Annotated in this window: 13 protein-coding genes; 2 read left to right on the top strand and 11 right to left on the bottom strand. The window is 66.2% G+C overall.

The window, feature by feature from the left end; translation table 11 throughout:
• Positions 1–93 precede the first annotated feature (93 nt).
• Both E4K64_RS11110 and E4K64_RS11105 read left to right on the top strand, forming a co-directional pair.
• Entirely contained in the window at positions 94–1,209 is a 1,116-nt protein-coding gene (locus E4K64_RS11110; protein WP_135163545.1) for an FUSC family protein, read from the top strand.
• 310 nt (positions 1,210–1,519) lie between these two features.
• Positions 1,520–2,014 (top strand): septal ring lytic transglycosylase RlpA family protein, encoded by a 495-nt coding sequence (locus E4K64_RS11105; RefSeq protein ID WP_209311958.1) that lies wholly within the window; start codon positions 1,520–1,522, stop codon positions 2,012–2,014.
• Between the two features lie 34 nt (positions 2,015–2,048).
• Here the strand turns inward: E4K64_RS11105 and E4K64_RS11100 are convergent, their stop codons facing one another.
• From E4K64_RS11100 to dnaA, 11 genes are all read right to left on the bottom strand, one after another.
• Positions 2,049–2,537, bottom strand: a complete 489-nt coding sequence (locus E4K64_RS11100; protein WP_135163543.1) for a DUF2867 domain-containing protein — start codon at positions 2,535–2,537, stop codon at positions 2,049–2,051.
• Positions 2,534–3,928, bottom strand: coding sequence for an MATE family efflux transporter (locus E4K64_RS11095; protein WP_135163542.1), 1,395 nt, complete (start codon positions 3,926–3,928; stop codon positions 2,534–2,536). The genes E4K64_RS11100 and E4K64_RS11095 overlap by 4 nt, the downstream gene beginning before the upstream one ends.
• A 226-nt stretch (positions 3,929–4,154) precedes the next feature.
• Positions 4,155–5,450, bottom strand: coding sequence for a UDP-N-acetylglucosamine 1-carboxyvinyltransferase (gene murA, locus E4K64_RS11085; protein WP_135163541.1), 1,296 nt, complete (start codon positions 5,448–5,450; stop codon positions 4,155–4,157).
• Positions 5,451–5,695: 245 nt separating this feature from the next.
• Positions 5,696–6,163, bottom strand: a complete 468-nt coding sequence (locus E4K64_RS11080; RefSeq protein WP_135163540.1) for a hypothetical protein — start codon at positions 6,161–6,163, stop codon at positions 5,696–5,698.
• Positions 6,164–6,438: 275 nt separating this feature from the next.
• Positions 6,439–8,874 carry a DNA topoisomerase (ATP-hydrolyzing) subunit B gene (gene gyrB / locus E4K64_RS11075; protein WP_135163539.1) on the bottom strand — a complete coding sequence of 812 codons (2,436 nt, stop codon included), beginning with the start codon at positions 8,872–8,874 and terminating at the stop codon, positions 6,439–6,441.
• A 353-nt stretch (positions 8,875–9,227) separates the two neighbouring features.
• Positions 9,228–11,384 (bottom strand): hypothetical protein, encoded by a 2,157-nt coding sequence (locus E4K64_RS11070; RefSeq protein WP_135163538.1) that lies wholly within the window; start codon positions 11,382–11,384, stop codon positions 9,228–9,230.
• 160 nt (positions 11,385–11,544) lie between these two features.
• Positions 11,545–12,288 carry a hypothetical protein gene (locus tag E4K64_RS11065; protein ID WP_135163537.1) on the bottom strand — a complete coding sequence of 248 codons (744 nt, stop codon included), beginning with the start codon at positions 12,286–12,288 and terminating at the stop codon, positions 11,545–11,547.
• A 109-nt stretch (positions 12,289–12,397) separates the two neighbouring features.
• Entirely contained in the window at positions 12,398–13,534 is a 1,137-nt protein-coding gene (gene recF, locus E4K64_RS11060) for a DNA replication/repair protein RecF (protein WP_135163536.1), read from the bottom strand.
• 89 nt (positions 13,535–13,623) lie between these two features.
• Positions 13,624–13,989: an endonuclease domain-containing protein gene (locus E4K64_RS11055; RefSeq protein WP_135163535.1), complete on the bottom strand. Its 366-nt coding sequence runs from the start codon at positions 13,987–13,989 to the stop codon at positions 13,624–13,626.
• A 126-nt stretch (positions 13,990–14,115) separates the two neighbouring features.
• Positions 14,116–15,234, bottom strand: coding sequence for a DNA polymerase III subunit beta (gene dnaN / locus E4K64_RS11050; protein ID WP_135163534.1), 1,119 nt, complete (start codon positions 15,232–15,234; stop codon positions 14,116–14,118).
• A gap of 343 nt (positions 15,235–15,577) precedes the next feature.
• On the bottom strand, positions 15,578–16,987 hold the full coding sequence (dnaA, locus tag E4K64_RS11045; RefSeq protein WP_135163533.1) for a chromosomal replication initiator protein DnaA: 1,410 nt from the start codon (positions 16,985–16,987) through the stop codon (positions 15,578–15,580).
• Positions 16,988–17,506: the final 519 nt, after the last annotated feature.

The raw sequence follows: 17,506 nt of genomic DNA, 5'->3' as shown, positions 1-17,506 counted from the left end.
TTAGGCGGGCTGATTTGGCCTTTCAAGCGGCCTTGCGGCCGCGGGCATCAGCCATGCTTTTGCCTGCCCTCGAGAGGATCGGGACTTCAGACGATGGCATTCGCAAGGGAGCTGCTCGACCGGATCAGGTCGCGGCGAACGCAACTGGGTTTGGCGATCCGGGTCACCGTCGCCGCGACCGCGGCCTATGCGCTCGCCACCGCGCTGCATCTGTTGCTGCCGCTCTGGGCGGTGCTGACCTCGCTGATCGTGACCCAGATGAGCGTCGGCCGCTCGCTGAAGGCGACGCGCGACTACATGCTCGGCACCATCGGCGGCGCGATCTATGGCGGCGCCATCGCGATCCTGATCCCCTATTCCAGCGAGGCGGGACTGTTGGGGCTCCTGGTGCTCTCGGTCGCCCCGCTCGCCTTCATCGCTGCGATCAATCCGAGCCTCAGCGCGGCCACGGTGACGGCCGTGATCGTGCTGCTGGTTCCGACCATGCATCATGCCGATCCCTTGACCTCGGCGATCGACCGCGTCAGCGAGGTCGGGGTCGGCGCGGTCACGGGATTGCTGGTGTCGTTCCTGGTGCTGCCCTCGCGCGCGGTGCGCCAGATCCGTGCCGCGGCGGCACAATTGCTCGAGCTGATTGCGGACGCCTTCACCGAGCTGCTCGCGGGCCTCACCCGCGGCCGCGACAACGACGCGCTGCACCGGATCCAGGACGGCATCGGCACCGCGATGGTCGGCATGAATGCGATCGGCACCGAAGCCGAACGCGAGCGCGCCGCGCGGCTGTCGAGCGGGCCTGACACCGGTCCGCTGCTACGCACCGTCCTGCGGCTGCGCCATGACGTCGTGATGATCGGCCGCGCCACCGTAGTGCCGCTGCCGGTCGAGGTGCAGATGCGGTTAGCTGCTCCGCTGACGGAGGTGTCGACCGCGATCGCCCGTTTCCTGCGTTCGGCAGCCAGCGCCTTGCGCGAAGGCGCCGGCGCGCCGCCGATCCATCCGGTGCACGTCGCGCTCCAGCATTATTCCGAAGCCGTTGCCGCCGTGCGCCAGGACGGCCTGATCCGCGGCCACGCCAGCGACACCGCCGAACGCTTCTTCGCGCTCGGCTTCTCGCTGGAGCAGATGCATCAGAATCTCTGCGATCTCGACCGTGTCGTCGGCGAATGGTCGGAAATCGCAACCGACAAGTCGGTGCGTGTGGCGGAGTGAGTCGGGAGCGTCATCGTAAACGCCCGTTTCGGCAGCGATGCATACATCGCACAGCTCAACCGTGATCGCTGCCTGCGTGTTCTGACGCTGCACGCGCAAGGTTCCATCGGGTCATGTTGCTGACGCAATCTCTGTCTTAATCGGCGAGAAGCTAAACACGACGTGAGGACCACTCCGGTTCACACAACGGTTCCGTACCCAGGGCTGGGTCGAATCCGCAAAACGATCGGCGCAAGTTGATGAACGCTGCTGCGTTCGCTTGACCACGTTTGCAGTTCTGGAACCGGCAATCTAAAAAATCACAGGACTTATGATGCTATTCCGCTCGAGCGCCGCAATTTGCGGCGCCCTGGTTGCGCTCGCAATTTCGGTTGCCATTGCTCGAAGTGAAACGCGTGGGGATCACTCAAGTGCCGTCGTCGATGCCGCCTCCGGCGATGCGATCATTGGCGCGGCATCCACCTACAATCCGTTCAAGCCCGGCAAGGAGGAGGGCGGTCCGAAGACGGCCTCCGGCGAGCGTTATGATCCCTCTGCCTGGACGGCCGCCATCAAGACGGGTCTGCGCCGGAAGTTTGGTGGGGTCGAATTTGGCGCGAGGCCGAAATATGCTCTCGTCGAGGCCGTGGGCAAGAAGGTCATCGTCAAGATAAACGACGTGGGGCCACTAAGACCTGGCCGCATCATCGACCTCAATGAGCGGACGATGCGCCATTTCGATCCGAGCATGGACCTCGGTGTCATTCCTGACGTGAAAGTCAGTCCGCTCGCAGGGGACAATTGGACTCCAGGGCCGGTGGGCTGAATACGGCGTGTTCGTCAGTGTCGGCCCGCATGGTTCATCGGACAGGCTCCACGATGCGTCCCATCATGTTGCGCACCACGAGCTTGTGGAAGGGCATGATCAGCGCGAGATAGGTGCGGCCGAGCAGGTTGTGGGTGCGCACCAGCGTCGTCGAGGTCACCTGACGGCTCGCGGCATCGCCTGAAACGTCGACCACGATGCGAAAGTCGAGGTGGGAATCGTCGAAGCCGGCGACCAGCCGCTCGGGCGTCTCGCTCAGCACCGGAAACAGGCCGATCATGCCGCCCGGCGCCGGCGCGCCCTGGCCGGATGTCTTCAGCCCGAACGGCCTCACCAGAATGTTGCGCAGGCGTAGCAGGGCGTCGATCCAGCGCGGCCCGTTCAGCACCATCCGGACGCAGGCCTCGCGGGCGTTCATCGCCATAGCTCCGATCTCCACGCGAAATGCGTCGGCGAACTGCGCTCCGGTCAGCAGCTTGCCGGCATCGACATTGGGAGTGACTGCGCGGACCGTGCTGGTCATGCCATCAGTCTGCGCGCCAGCATGCGGAAGCGCAAGATCAGGAGGCCGGCATAGACGAAGGTGCCGACCGAGAACCCGACCCAGACGCCGGTCGCGCCCAGCTCCGTGTGGAATGCCAGCAGCCAACCGACGGGAAAGGCGACGCACCAATAGCCGATCACCGCGAACACCAGCGTCATCCTGGTGTCGTTGAGGCCGCGCAGCGCACCGCCCACGATGGTCTGGAGGCCGTCGGCGATGAAGAAGGTGGCGCCGACCACCAGCAGCGTCGCTGTCAGCTCGACGGTCGCTGCGCTCGCCCCGCTGCTGCCGAAGAACAGTCGGCCCAGTTCGTAGCGACCGAGGATGATCGCGACGGTCAGGGCCGAGACGAGAGCTGCTCCGAGCACGCCCGCGGCGAGTCCTGCGCGCCTCACCGCCGCCGGATCGTTGCGGCCGAAGGCATGGCCGACCCGCACCGTCGCCGCCATGCCGATGCCGAGCGGCACCATGAACAGCACGGCCGTGACCTGGAGCGCGATCTGGTGCGCGGCAATCGCGGTTGTCGAGATCAGTCCCATCAGCAGCGCCGCCGAGGAGAACAGGCCGTACTCCATCAGCAATGAGAACGAGATCGGCGCGCCGATCGCAATCAGCTGGCGCATCAGCGGCCAGTCGATCCGCCACAGACGGGCGAGCGGATGATAGTCCGCGAACGGCTTCCGCCATGCGGCAATCGCGAGCGCGGCGATGAAGGTACCGAGATTGACCAGCGTGGTCGCAAGCCCCGCGCCGAACAGGCCGAGCTCCGGCAGGCCGAACAGGCCGTGGATCAGGACGTAGACGAGGACGGCATTGACCGGGATCGCCGCCACCGTGATCCACAGCGGCGCCTGCGGCCGGTTCACCGCGCTCATCATGCCGCGCAGCGCGATGAAACCGAGCGCCGGCGCGATGCCCCAGGCGAGGCCGTTGAGATAGCGCTGCGCCAGCGCGGCCGATTGCGGCACCTGGCCGAGCGCGAGCAGGATCTGCTCGCCATAGATCGGCGAGGCCATCATCGGCAGCGAGATCAGGAACGCGGCCCACAATCCGACACGCAGGGAGCGCCGGATCAGCCTGACGTCGCCGGCACCGAATGCCTGCGCCGCCAGCGGCGACACCGCAGCCATCAATCCGAGCCCGAAGGTGAAGCTGACGAAATAGACCGTATGCGCCAGCGCCGCCGCGGCCACCGCAGCCTCGCCGAGCCGCCCGATCAGCGCAAGATCAGTGGTGATCATCGCGATCTGCCCGAGCTGCGTCAGCATCAGCGGCACGGCCAGCCGCAGCGTCTCGACGAATTCCTGCGCGAGATGGTTTGGCGGCACGCCGGCTTGCGGCTGCGCATGATGTTGCACGGTGTCGAGCATGACGGCTCAATAGCACGGCCGCGCGACGAAAACATGGCCCCAGCCACTAGCTCGGTGCCGTAGGGTGGGCAAAGGCGCATTTGCGCCGTGCCCACCACCTATCCAATATTGCAACAGACGCGTGGGCACGCTGCGCTTTGCCCACCCTACGAGACTGCGGTCGCGGAGAGAACCCCTCATCCGGCGCTTCGCGCCACCTTCCCCCACAAGGGGAGAAGAAAGAGCCTCAGCCCTTCCTTTCCGGCACGCGCGTGATCTTCGCGCCGAGCGCGTTCAGCCGTTCCTCGATGCGCTCGTAGCCGCGCTCGATCTGATCGGCATTGTTGATGGTGGAGGTGCCCTGGGCGCATACGGCCGCCAGCAGCATCGCCATGCCGGCGCGGATGTCGGGCGAGGTCATGGTTGCGCCGTGCAGGCGGCTGGGACCTGCGATGATCGCGCGGTGCGGGTCGCACAGCACGATGCGCGCGCCCATCGCGATCAGCTTGTCGACGAAGAACATCCTGGATTCGAACATCTTCTCGAACATCAGGATGACGCCCTCGCATTGCGTGGCGGTGACGATCGCGATCGACATCAGGTCGGCCGGGAAGGCCGGCCAGGGCTGGTCCTCCAGCTTCGGCACGTGGCCGCCGAAATCGTCCTGGATCTTCAATGTCTGATTGGACGGCACGATGAGGTCATCGCCCTCGACGCGGCTGACGATGCCGAGTCGCTCGAACCCCATGCGGATCGAGCGCAGATGCTCGACGCCGGCGCGCGTGATGCGCAAGGGAGAGCGCGTCACCGCGGCAAGCCCGATCAGCGAGCCGACCTCGATATGGTCGGGCTGGATCCGGTAGGTCGCCTCCCCCAGCGCCGCCGGCCCATGGACGATCATGGTGTTGGTGCCGATGCCCTCGATCCTGGCGCCGAGCGCGACCAGGAAGTTGGCGAGGTCCTGCACGTGCGGCTCGGAGGCCGCATTGCGCAAGTGCGTGACGCCGTCGGCGGCGACCGCCGCCACCAGCGCGTTCTCGGTCGCGGTGACGCTGGGCTCGTCCAGGAACACGTCGGCACCGGCAAGCCTGGGCGCGCGGAATTCGAGCCGGTCGGTCGCGGTGACTTTTGCTCCCAGCTGCTCCAGCGCCAGCACATGGGTGTCGAGCCGGCGGCGGCCGATCACGTCGCCGCCCGGCGGCGGCAGCATCACTTCGCCGCAGCGGGCGAGCAGGGGGCCGGCGAGCAGGATCGAGGCGCGGATGCGCACGCACAGCTCGGGGTCGAGATCGGCGGCGCGGATGCTCTTGGCGTGGATATGGAGCGTATTGCGGGCAGTCCATTCCGCGGACGCGCCGACCGAGCGGATCAGCTCGACCAGCGTCTCGGTGTCGCGGATCCGCGGCACGTTCTCCAGCGTCACCGGATGCTCGGTGAGCAGGGCCGCGGCGATGATCGGCAGCGCCGAATTCTTGTTGCCGGACGGCTCGATCGAGCCCGAGAGCCGGTGACCGCCCTCGACGATGTATTGAATGGGCGCCACGTGGTTCTCGCTGTCCTGTTGGTGGGCGGGGCTGTTTCGGCGGAAACTACAGAGAATTGAGCGCGGGAGCAATTGTGCTGGGCCTGGTTCGGAGGCATTCGGATGCAACTGCAAGACCTCGTGGTGAGGAGCGCGGAACGCGCGTCTCGAACCATGAAGGCCCGGATGTCGCCCGCGGCCATCCTTCGAGACGCCCGCTGGCGCGGGCTCCTCAGGATGAGGTCGGAGCTTGTGACAAACGGCCGCTAGAACAGCCCGATGATATTCCCGATCACATAGAGGATCGCGATCAGGATCAGCGCCCCCATCATGAAGAAGGAGATCTCGATCGCGATGGCGCCGGTGCCGAGTGTGGCGGCGACGGCGGCAAGGAGCCGCTCTTCCCGGAAGATCAGCGAGAGAACCGAGAACAGGATGGCGAGCAGGCCGAGCGAGATTGCTGCGACCGAGGCGGTTTCACTCCAGCTTCGTCCAGCCGACTTTTCGACTTTCGGAGCCTGGTACTCCACGCCCTTCACCTTCGCGACGATGCGGTCCTTGATGCGATGGCCGGTGTCGACGATCACCTTGTCCGCCGGCGGCGGCGGAAAAACGATCGGCACCACCCAATGCGGCAGCACCGCCGCCATCAGCGCCAGCACGCCGACGATGCTGCCGATAATGCCGAGGCGGCGAGAGGGGGTAGCGGAACTGGACGTAGCAGTGGCGACCATGGCACGAGGCTTCCCGGCCGGAATCGGCCAACGGGTTCATGCCACTTCGTCGCGACGGCGCGTGGTGAGGTTCAGGGCGGTGTCGTCATGACGGCGGTGCGCTCCCTCCCCCGCTTGCGGGGGAGGTTGGGGAGAGGGTGTCTCCGCAATGGGACAATCTCCAAGGGGAAGAAGCCCTCACCCGCCACGCTCTGCGAGCGTGGCGACCTCTCCCGCAAGCGGGAGAGGTGCAGCGAGTGCTCGGCCGAGAGATCGGAACCTAAAACCAGCCGGTCTCAAATATCGATCGTCGCGCTGAGCGAGTGCTCCTGGATGAAGTCGCGGCGCGGCTCGACCACGTCGCCCATCAGCTTGGTGAAGATGTCGTCGGCCTCGTCGACCTCCTTGACCTTCACCTGCAGCAGCGAGCGCGCGTCGGTGTTGAGCGTCGTCTCCCAGAGCTGCTCCGGGTTCATCTCGCCGAGGCCTTTATAGCGCTGCAGCGTGATGCCCTTGCGGCCGGCGTCGGTGACCGCCTCGAACAGGTCGACCGGGCCGTAGACCATGTGCTCGACATCCCTGCGCCGCAGCTTGCCGGGGCGGGCATAAACATCTTGAAGCTTCACCGTGTACTCGTCGAGCTTGCGTGCTTCGGCGGACCCCAGGAAGGCGTCGTCGATGATAGCGGCTTCCTTGACGCCGCGCACGGTGCGCTCGAACTGGAAGCCCTGGCCTTCCACGTATTGCCCGATCCAGCCGCGCTCGACCTCGTCGGCCTGGTTGTCCAGCCGGCCCGCGATGTATTGCGCCGCAGCCGCCGCCTTCTCGGGATCGCCGTAGATCGCCTTGTTCAGCACGCCGGTGATGGCGGCCTGCTCGATGACCTTGCGGTTATAGCGGCTGTGCAAATTGCGCAAGATGCTGCGGACCACGCGGGCGTCGTCGACCAGCGAACGCAGGTCGCGGCCGGTGCGGTCGCCGCCGGTGCCGGGAATGAAGACGCAGTCGTCAAGGCCGGAGTCGATCAGATAGTCTTCCAGCGCCCGTTCGTCCTTTAGGTACTGCTCGGACTTGCCGCGCGAGACCTTATAGAGCGGCGGCTGGGCGATATAGAGATAGCCACCGTCGATGATGTCCCGCATCTGCCGGTAGAAGAAGGTCAGCAACAGCGTGCGGATGTGGGCGCCGTCGACGTCGGCGTCCGTCATCACGATGATCTTGTGATAGCGCAGCTTCTCGATCGAGAACTCGTCGCTGATGCCGGTGCCGAGCGCGGTGATCAGCGTGCCGATCTGCTCGCTCGACAGCATCTTGTCGGGGCGGACGCGTTCGACGTTGAGGATCTTGCCGCGCAGCGGCAGCACCGCCTGGAACTCGCGGTTGCGGCCCTGCTTGGCGCTGCCGCCTGCCGAGTCGCCCTCGACGATGAACAGCTCAGACTTGGCCGGATCCTTCTCCTGGCAGTCGGCGAGCTTGCCGGGCAGCGAGGAGACCGAGAGCGGGCTCTTGCGGGTCAGCTCGCGCGCCTTTCGCGCGGCTTCGCGGGCAGCCGCGGCCTGGATCACCTTGCCGACGATCACCTTAGCCTCGGAGGGGTGCTCCTCGAACCAGGCGGCAAGCGCCTCGTTGAGCACGTTCTCGACCACGGGACGCACTTCCGAGGACACCAGCTTGTCCTTGGTCTGCGACGAGAACTTCGGATCGGGCACCTTCACCGACAAAACGGCGGTGAGCCCTTCGCGGCAGTCGTCGCCGGTCAGCGCGATCTTCTCTTTCTTGGCGTTGGCCTCGGCATAGCCGTTGACCTGGCGCGTCAGCGCGCCGCGGAAACCGGCAAGATGAGTGCCGCCGTCGCGCTGCGGGATGTTGTTGGTGAAGCACAGCACGTTCTCGTGGTAGCTGTCGTTCCACCACAAAGCGGCCTCGACGCCGATGCCGTTGGCTTCCGCGCGCACCATGATCGGGGCCGGCACGATCGGGCTCTTGTTGCGGTCGAGATATTTGACGAATTCCTCGACGCCGCCGGAATAGTGCATCTCCTCGCGCTTCTCGACCGCATGGCGCATGTCGGAGAGGGCGATGTTGACGCCGGAATTGAGGAAGGCGAGTTCGCGCAGGCGGTGCTCCAGCGTCGCGAAATCATATTCGACGTTCTTGAACGTCTCGGTCGAGGCGTGGAACGTCACCTCGGTGCCGCGCTTGCCCGGCGCGTCGCCGACGACCTTGAGCGGCGCCACGGCGTCACCATGGGCGAACTCGATGTAGTGCTCCTTGTTGTCGCGCCAGATGCGAAGCTCCAGCTTGCTCGACAGCGCGTTGACGACGGAGACGCCGACGCCGTGCAGGCCGCCGGAAACCTTGTAGGAGTTCTGGTCGAACTTACCGCCGGCATGGAGCTGGGTCATGATGACCTCGGCCGCCGAGATGCCCTCGCCCTTGTGGATGTCGACCGGAATGCCGCGGCCGTCGTCGCGCACGGTGACGGAATTGTCGGCATTGAGGATCACGTCGACGCGCGTGGCGTGGCCTGCCAGCGCTTCGTCGATGGCGTTGTCGACGACCTCGTAGACCATGTGGTGCAGGCCCGAGCCGTCGTCGGTGTCGCCGATATACATGCCCGGGCGCTTGCGGACGGCATCGAGACCCTTGAGCACGCGGATCGATTCCGCACCGTATTCGCTCGGATTGGAGGGCTCGTTTTCGGCAGCGGGCTGCCGAGCTGGTTCTGTCATGAGAGGCCTTCGAAATGTCGCCCGAATCAGCGGCGCAGAAGGCGCTGATTTGCAGGCTATTTGTGCCATGAAAGCGGGATTGCGCCTAGCGCAAAGTATGCTGCCGCAACCCTTTGAGCAGATAGGGTTTTTTGGCTGATTTTCAAGGCTTCTGAAGGCCGATTTGGGGCGCGGCAAAAAAGCGATTCGAGGGGGCGTTTTGGGACCCTGAAAGGCGTGGATTTTGCGGGGCGTGAGGTATTCCCAGGCGCCGGTCAGGGCATCGGATTTTGGCCAAGATGGTGGAGCGACCTGCGCGGTGCACCCTCTCCCGCTTGCAAACGGGAGAGGGTGCGCGCCGCCTTTGTGGTCGCTCAATACATCTGCAGCGGCAGCACGTCGCCGCCTGGGCCCACCATGAGGCCCCAGATGTCGCCGGCGGCCACGGTGAGCGTGTCAGTGCGGGTGGGCTGTCCCTGCGTGCGCACCCCGTATTGGTACTTGCCCGGTGGTAGATCGAGCATCGGGCCTTTCGGCGATCGCGGGCCGCCGGCACCGGCCGCGATATTCACGGTCTGCTTGTTGATCGTCAGCGAGGCCTCCTTCGGGCCCATGTTGCCGAGCATCACCCGGGCCTGTCCGGCCTTCGGCATGATGTCGGCCTTGATAGCGACATCCGCGTTCTTCTGCGCCAGATTGACCGTGGTCTCGCCCCTGGTGCGGCCGAGCTTGAGCACGGCCGGGCCTTGCGGCGAAGTGAAATCGATCTGCGCGTGGTCCGCGGACACGGCCGCGCCGTCGGTCCTCTCCTGCCAGCCGAGCTTGGACAGCTCCGCACGGTAGAAGGCGAGAACGTCCTGGAGCGGCGCGGGAATACTGGCCGTCAGCTCGCGGCGGAGCGGCGCCTCGCCGCCGGGTATCTTCGTGGTGGCAAGCGATTTCGACGAACGCTGCGTCGGCACGGGCAGCTGGGATTCAGTGTCGAGCTGAAGCGGCTCGGAGGATTTCTCCTGCACCTCCGGGATGGCCGCAGCCTTCGCCGTGGCCATCACCAAGCCCGATCCGCTGGCGCTCACATTCACCTTCGGGCCCATCTGCATCACGGTCATCGAGATCGACTTACCGCCCCTGGCGAATTCCATCACTGCCATGTTGGGCTGGTTGATCACGGAGGGCTGCTCCTTCCAGCCGGCGGGCTTGAGCGATGCGCGATAGAACGCGGTGAGCGCCTTCACGCTCGACGCCGAGGAGAATTCCAGCCGGCCGTCGCCGCCTTCGAATTTCACGCCTTCGGCGTTTTCGGGCAGTGGTACCGGCGTCGTGCTGTCGGCAAGCGCAGTGAGCGGTGCGTCCGAGAGGGAAGCGGCCTGTGCCTTGCGCCGGGCTTCGTCGGCGGCGATGAGCTGCTGAGCCGCCCCCAAGGCATCGCCGAGGAACCTCGCGTCCGCCTCCTTCTTGGCCTTGGCGCGGGCGGCAAGCGCGGAGTCCTTCACCTGCGCGGTCAGGCTGACCATGGTGAAATCATATTTGCGGCCAAGTCGCAGCACGCCGGTTTCCTCGACGTTGGAGATCCTGATCGCGACGTCGTCGCCGGCGGCGAGCGGCGCGCTGCCATCTTCCTGCCAGCCGCGTGCGGCGAGCTCGCGATGATAGAAGGCGAGCACGGCGGGCAGCTCGGCCATCGCGGCGGCCGACATCTCGCGCTTGTTGGAGCTTTCGCTGCCGAGGCTCCTTGCCGATTTGGTCGGCTTGGGCCGCGGCAGCCCGGCCATGTCATCGTCGGCCTCGAGCTCTTGGGGCAGCGCGAACGGCGCCACCCTGATCTCGACATGGGTGCGGCCGTCGTCGCGCCGCGTCAGGGTCAGCATCACCGGCTTCTGATAGAGGTGCGTCGCGTCGCGATCGGGGTGGTCGTAGAACGCGCGCACGCCGTTCGGGATGGCTTCGCCGAGATCGGCGTTCGGCCAGCGCGCCGCCGTCTCGGGCGTGAGCTTGCGCCAGCCGATCGCGCCCATTTCCTTGGTGAAGAACTCCGACGTCGCATCGAGCGCGCCGGGCGCGATGCAGCCGAGATAGGGCCGGGTCTCGTCGAACACGAGGTCCGTCGCGCCGTCCGGAAAGGGTACGTTCGCATAGATCCGGTTCGGCGTGTAGAACACCGCGGACTGATCGGGGCGCCCGCGCGCCTGTGTGAAGGAGACGCGCAGCCCTTGCCGCCCCTTCTTGAAGGTCAACGCGGCGCTCTTCTCATCCAGCGGATACACATAGGGCACCCAGCCGTCGGCGCCGAGCAGCTTTTTGGTGGCCTCCGACGTGGCGGCAAGCGGGGTCGGCACGGTGTAGATGACGCGATAGGTGTCGGGGCGCGACGTGTCCTCCACTGCGCCGTCCAGCCGCGGCAGCGTATGGACGTCGACGAAGCCTTCGTCCGCGGCGCCTGCCGGACGCGAGGTGCTCGCCATCGCGAGAATGCCGCAGGCGAGCAGCAGCCATCTTGCCGGGACTTGCGCCCCAAGCGGGATCATCGGCATCGTCAAAACTCCTGGATGTTGCGCGGGCCGTCGCCCGGCGCATGGGCAGGCTGCGGCGCCGCCGGCGCGCGGCCTCAGACCAGAAGTCGCGATGGGAACCGGAGAGGTTCAACGGTCGGCCTGCGAAGCGGCGTCATGGGCCTGATCAGGCAGGCAGGGCTCAATACAGCTGGAGCGGTGGCCAGGCGTCTCCGTCGGGCCCGACCGTGAGCTCCCAGGCATCGCCGGCCAGGATCTCGAGGGTCTTCGTGGTGGCTGAACGGTCCGGCACGCTCAGTTCGTAGGAATATCTGCCGGGCGCCAGATCCAGCGCGACCGCGTGGGTGCCGGCGGCGCGCTTGACGGTCTTCGCGTCGATCGTGAGCACGGCGTCCTTGCCGCTAATATTGCTGAACACCAGTTTCGCCTGGCCGGGCTCGGGCATGATGTTCGCCCGGCTCGCCGCCGCGGCGTTCTTCTGCACGAGGTGGATCGAGGTGCTGCTGTCCTTGCGGGCGAGCTCCAGTGCGGCGGGCCCGAGCGGGGAGGCGAAGGCGAGCCGGACGTGGCCGGCTGCGATCACTGCGCCATCGGGCTTTTCCTGCCAGCCGAGCTTTCCGAGCTCGGTGCGATAGAAAGCGAGGACGTCGCCGAGCTCCGCAGGCACCGTGGTTTCGAGCCTGGTGCGGAGCGGGCTTTCGATGCCGGGCATCACGGTGGTGTGGGTGCCGCGATAGAGGTAGCGGGTCGGCGCGGGCAGCTTGGCAGCGGGATCCGGCGTGAGCGCGGCCGAGAACAGCGGCGGCAGATTCGACACAAAGGCGCCGGCACTTGCCGCGAGCAGGCAGCTTGCGAACAGCGCAAGGCCGCACGCAAACAGCTGCCATCGTGCCGGAGCTTGCGCCCCATGCCTGACCGTCGTCATGCCATGCTCCAAGGATATCGCGCGTGTCCGAGATATTCGCGCGATGGCCGCGTCTTGCGGCCTCAAGCAGCTAGTCGCTGACGGAAACGAGCGGGTTCAACGCGGCGGCCTAGCCTCTGGCCGAGACTCGTCCGCTCTCGACGTCAAACACTTCGCCTCCGGCGCCGATCTCGGCGAAGGCCGCGGGGTCCGCGCCGGTCAGCCACACCTGCGCGCCGAGCTTCTTCAGCTCGTCGAACAGCGCGGCGCGCCTGCCAGGGTCGAGATGCGCCACGACCTCGTCGAGCAGCAGCAGCGGCACGATGCCGGTCATCTCGGCGACCAGGCTCGCATGCGCCAGCACGAGGCCGATCAGCAGCGCCTTCTGCTCGCCGGTCGAGGCGTCGCGCGCCGGCATGCTCTTCGGCGCATAGATCACCTGCAGGTCGGTGAGATGCGGGCCGTCGGTGGTGCGGCCGGCGATGGCATCGCGCGGGCGGTTGTCGCGCAGGATCTGGCGGTAGCGGTCCTCAACCGACGTCGCGGTCTCGCTCAGCAGCGCATTCTCCATCCAGCCGTCGAGCGCGATTTGCGCCGAGGGGAAGGCGGAGGCCTGCGCGCGCGCGTTGAGCATGCCGGTCAGCCTTGCTGCGGTCTGGCCGCGCGTGGCCGCGACCGCGACCGCAAGCTCGGCGGTCTCGCGTTCGATCGCTTCACACCAATGGTCGTCGTAATTGCGGGTTTCGAGCAGGCGGTTGCGCGAGCGCAAGGAGCGCTCCAGCGCGTTGATGCGGCTGGAATGCTCGCTGTCGATGGCGAGCACCAGGCGATCGAAGAAGCGCCGCCGCTCGGACGCCGCTCCCATGAACAGCCCGTCCATCGCCGGCGTCAGCCAAACCATGCGGATGTGGTCGCCGAAGGCGGCCGCCGAACCCACCGGCTCGCGGTCGATGCGGCAGCGCCGGCTTACCGCGCTGTCGGGCCGCGGTGCATCGATGCCGGTGCCGAGCGTCGCCAGCCCCAGCGCGCCCTCGACCTGCGCCGATACCGCCCAGGAGCCGTCGCCCTGGTTGTCGGCGACGTCTTCCAGCGTGGCGCGCCGCAAGCCCCGCCCCGGCGACAGGAACGAGATCGCCTCGATGCAATTGGTCTTGCCCGCCCCGTTCGGCCCGACCAGCGCCACCAGGTCAGCCGCCGTCTCGAGCCCCGCCGCCCGATAATTGCGAAAATGCGTCAGCGTCAGGCGATGAATGCGGGAGGGGGTCATCGATAATTCGTCATGGACGCGATTCTTCCCCTCCCCCCTTGTGGGGGAGGGTGGCGCCTCACGCAGTGAGGCGACGGGTGAGGGGTATCTTACCGCACGGCAAGCTTTGCAAGGATATCCTCCAACACGGAAGTGGACTGCTGAAGCACGTCATTGTTCCAGTAGCGGGCGATGGCAAAGCCCTCAGTGGACAGAGCCGCGTTACGATCCGCATCGCTTCGCGACTCTGCATGCTGGCTTCCGTCAATTTCGATCACGAGACGCTTGTCGAAGCAGACGAAGTCGAGGATGTAGTTTCCGAACGGGACCTGCCGGCGAAACTTGTACGCCGACATGCGGCGGTCTCTGAGCAGGCGCCACATCGCCGCTTCCGCATCTGTCGGCGCGTGCCGCATGTTCTTCGCAAATTGGCGGAGATGTTTGGGGACCGGCCGATGGGAAGGGTCTTGCGGCACTAACCCCTCACCCGACCGAGTCTGTATCCTCCAGCGGAGCTGCCCTCTCCCACAAGGGGAGAGGGCGCAGCAATGCGGATCGCGCTCGGGTCTACGGACGGTGTGCCCCGGCGAGGGAGCACGCCCTCACACCCGCATCGGCATCAGCACGTACAGCGCGCTCTTGTCGTCGCGGTCCTGCACCAGGGTCGGCGAGCCGGGGTCGGCGAGACGGAGCGTTGCGACGTTGCCTTCGATCTGGGCGGCGATGTCGAGCAGGTAGCGGGAGTTGAAGCCGATATCGAGGGCGTCGGAGGCGTATTCGACCTCCAGCTCTTCGGTCGCGCTGCCGGAATCCGGATTGGTCACCGACAGCACCAGCTTACCCGGCGACAGCGACAGCTTTACGGCGCGCCCGCGTTCGCTGGAGATGGTGGAGACGCGGTCGACCGCGTTCTCGAAATCCTTCTTGTCGACGACGAGCTCCTTGTCGTTGCCTTGCGGGATGACGCGGCCGTAATCGGGGAAGGTGCCGTCGATCAGTTTCGAGGTCAGCACGACGTTGCCGATCGTAAAGCGGATCTTTGCCTGCGACAGCTCGACCGTCATCTCGGCGTCGCTGTCCTCGATCAGGCGCTGCACCTCGCCGACGGTCTTGCGCGGCACGATCACGCCGGGCATGCCCTCGGCGCCCTTGGGCTGCACCAGGTCGAGCTGGGCGAGGCGGTGGCCGTCGGTGGCGACGCCGCGCAGGGTCGCGGCCTTCGGCGTGCCGGCGGCGTGCAGATAGATGCCGTTGAGGTAATAGCGCGTCTCTTCGGTGGAGATCGCGAACTGGGTGCGGTCGATCAGCCGCTTGATGTCCTTGGCGGCGAGCGAGAAGGAATGCGACATGTCGCCGGCGGCCAGATCCGGGAAGTCGTGCTCCGGCAGCGTCTGCAGGGTGAAGCGCGAGCGGCCGGCGCGGATCGCCAGCACGGCGCGGTCGCCATCGGCCTCCAGCACGATCTGCGAACCATCCGGCAGCTTGCGCACGATGTCGTAGAACATGTGCGCCGGCACGGTGGTGGAGCCCGCGGTGGCGGTTTCCGCAGGCAGCGTCTCCGTCACCTCGAGGTCGAGGTCGGTCGCCTTCAGCGACAGTTTGGCGTTCTCGGCCCGGACCAGCACGTTGCCGAGGATCGGAATCGTGTTGCGGCGCTCGACGACGCGGTGGACATGGCCCAGCGACTTCAGGAGTTGCGCGCGTTCGACCGTAACCTTCATTGCACTACTCGCCCGATCCCCAGTTGAAAAAGCCGGACGGCCGAGAAGCCCGCCGCGGCACCGCAAGGCCCCCAAAGCTGAGGCCATCCCGCCGATATGACCAAAGCCGTCAGGGTCGCGCAAGGTGGCGCGGAAAGCCATCCGTTTCAAGGGATTGGGCGGCAGTTCCCCACGATTTACCGATGTTTCGTGCCGAAGCCCGACGTGCCGGTTGGCGGCAATCTCCGTCTCCGGGCGTCATGGCCGGGCTTGTCCCGGCCATCCACGTCTTGCGCTGCTGGACCGGGAACGTGGATGCCCGGGACAAGCCCGGGCATGACGACATCCCATGCGGCCCAGGCGTTTATTCCTGGAGCTGGCGCTTCAGCGACTCCACTTCCTCCGACAGCGCGGTGTCCTTGGAGACCAGGGCCTCGATCTTGCGCACCGCGTGCAGCACCGTGGTGTGGTCGCGTCCGCCGAAGCGGCGGCCAATCTCGGGGAGCGAGCGCAGGGTCAGCGTCTTGGCGAGATACATCGCGACCTGGCGCGGACGCACCACGTTGGCGGTGCGGCGCGAGGAGAGCAGGTCGGAGCGGCTGACATTATATTGCCGCGCCACCACGCGCTGGATGTCCTCGATCTTGATCCGCTTCGGCTCCTGCGGCCGCACCAGGTCGCGCACCTCGTGCTCCGCCATCTCCAGCGTCACCGGCCGGTTGTTGAGTTTCGAGTGCGCGAGCAGACGGTTGATCGCGCCTTCGAGGTCGCGGCCGTTATGGGTGATGGTGCGCGCCAGATAATGCAGCACCTCCTCAGGCACCTCGAACGTCGCATGATGGGTGCGGGCGGCTGCGACGCGCGACTTGAGGATGCCGTGGCGCAGCTCCTCGCCGAGCGAGCCCATCTCGACCACGAGGCCGCCGGCGAGCCGCGAGCGCACGCGATCGTCGAGGCTTTCGAGATCGGACGGCGGACGGTCGGCCGCGATCACGACCTGGCGGCCGGCGTCGATCAGCGCGTTCAGCGTGTGACAGAACTCGGCCTGGGTCGACTTGCCCTGCAGGAACTGGAGGTCGTCGATCACGAGCACGTCGATGCCGCGCAGCGCCTCCTTGAAGGCCAGCGCCGTCTGCGTCTTCAGCGCGGCGACGAAGCCGTACATGAATTTTTCCGCGGTGAGGTACAGCACCTTGCGCTCGTTGCCGGAATTGCCGGCCCAGGTCACCGCCTGCAGCAGATGCGTCTTGCCGAGGCCGACGCCGGCATGGATGTAGAGCGGGTTGAACATCACGGGGTCGCCGCGGCGGCCTTCCGCGACCTGACGCGCGGCCGCATGCGCCAGCGTGTTGGAGCGGCCGACGACGAAGCTCGCGAAGGTCAGGCGCGGATCGAGCGGCGAGCCGCCGAGCGCGTCGTGGTTGGCCGAGACCGGCGCGGTTGCGGTCGAGCGCAGCTCCGGCGCGGGCGCGCGGCGCGTCTCGACCGGCGCCGGGGCTTCCTTCGGGTGCGTCAGCGGGCGCACGGCCGAACGCACCGTGAGGTCGATGCGATGCACTTCCGGCATCTCGGCCTGCCAGCACGACAGCACGCGCTCGGCATAATGGGCCTGGATCCAGCTCTTCAGGAAGCGCGTCGGCACCGAGAGCCGCACGCTCTCGTCCTGCACGCCTTCCAGATCCATGCGTGCAAACCAGCTCGTGTAAACGTCCTCGCCAACGCTCGAGCGCAGCCGACCCTTCACGCGTGACCAGCGATCCTGTTCCATTGTCATCGTCAGAAAACTTCTCTTGAGAGATTTAGTTGCGTGGTGAGCGCCATGCAGAATTCCTGCCGCCAGGGGGTCTGTCATGGTGCGACCTCAAGCGAGTCCATCGTCAGGCATGGCTCCGCCGTTCGGCGAGAACGCCGCGTCCGGTCAGCGATGTCAGAGATGGAGGGTTCGCGAGGTCAGCGCGTACTCGGCGCTCCGTCACACGCGGGAGGCTGGAGGTCGGACTGATCTAAACCGGCATCGTTCGAATAGGAGACCTGTTTCAATACCGCGTTGAGTCCGTAAGACATGATACCTCCCCGTCCTGCCGTGATTGCTCGCGGCAAGGTCCTGCGTGTCCAAAAGACAGCCGCGGCGTACGATGTCGCGGATGCCTGCCCGTGTACTAATCGTCCGCTCGACTTCGCCACCTTGCGTATCGGGGTAGCTTTGCGATGTCCCTCAAATGCGCTTGGCACGAGGCGGGAAGATCCCGCTTGGAGACATTCAGACAAACAGCTACCATTCCCATATTGCTAT

It is taken from the genome of Bradyrhizobium frederickii (assembly GCF_004570865.1).
Lineage (GTDB): Bacteria > Pseudomonadota > Alphaproteobacteria > Rhizobiales > Xanthobacteraceae > Bradyrhizobium > Bradyrhizobium frederickii.
This window is presented reverse-complemented; position numbering and strand designations above follow the sequence as displayed.

Excerpts from the sequence above, each read along its gene's own strand:
- E4K64_RS11110 (WP_135163545.1), top strand. The coding sequence starts at position 94 with ATGGCATTCGCAAGGGAGCTGCTCGACCGGATCAGGTCGCGGCGAACG.
- E4K64_RS11105 (WP_209311958.1), top strand. The coding sequence starts at position 1,520 with ATGATGCTATTCCGCTCGAGCGCCGCAATTTGCGGCGCCCTGGTTGCG.
- E4K64_RS11100 (WP_135163543.1), bottom strand. The coding sequence starts at position 2,537 with ATGACCAGCACGGTCCGCGCAGTCACTCCCAATGTCGATGCCGGCAAG.
- E4K64_RS11095 (WP_135163542.1), bottom strand. The coding sequence starts at position 3,928 with ATGCTCGACACCGTGCAACATCATGCGCAGCCGCAAGCCGGCGTGCCG.
- E4K64_RS11080 (WP_135163540.1), bottom strand. The coding sequence starts at position 6,163 with ATGGTCGCCACTGCTACGTCCAGTTCCGCTACCCCCTCTCGCCGCCTC.
- gyrB (WP_135163539.1), bottom strand. The coding sequence starts at position 8,874 with ATGACAGAACCAGCTCGGCAGCCCGCTGCCGAAAACGAGCCCTCCAAT.
- E4K64_RS11070 (WP_135163538.1), bottom strand. The coding sequence starts at position 11,384 with ATGCCGATGATCCCGCTTGGGGCGCAAGTCCCGGCAAGATGGCTGCTG.
- E4K64_RS11065 (WP_135163537.1), bottom strand. The coding sequence starts at position 12,288 with ATGACGACGGTCAGGCATGGGGCGCAAGCTCCGGCACGATGGCAGCTG.
- recF (WP_135163536.1), bottom strand. The coding sequence starts at position 13,534 with ATGACCCCCTCCCGCATTCATCGCCTGACGCTGACGCATTTTCGCAAT.
- dnaN (WP_135163534.1), bottom strand. The coding sequence starts at position 15,234 with ATGAAGGTTACGGTCGAACGCGCGCAACTCCTGAAGTCGCTGGGCCAT.
- dnaA (WP_135163533.1), bottom strand. The coding sequence starts at position 16,987 with ATGACAATGGAACAGGATCGCTGGTCACGCGTGAAGGGTCGGCTGCGC.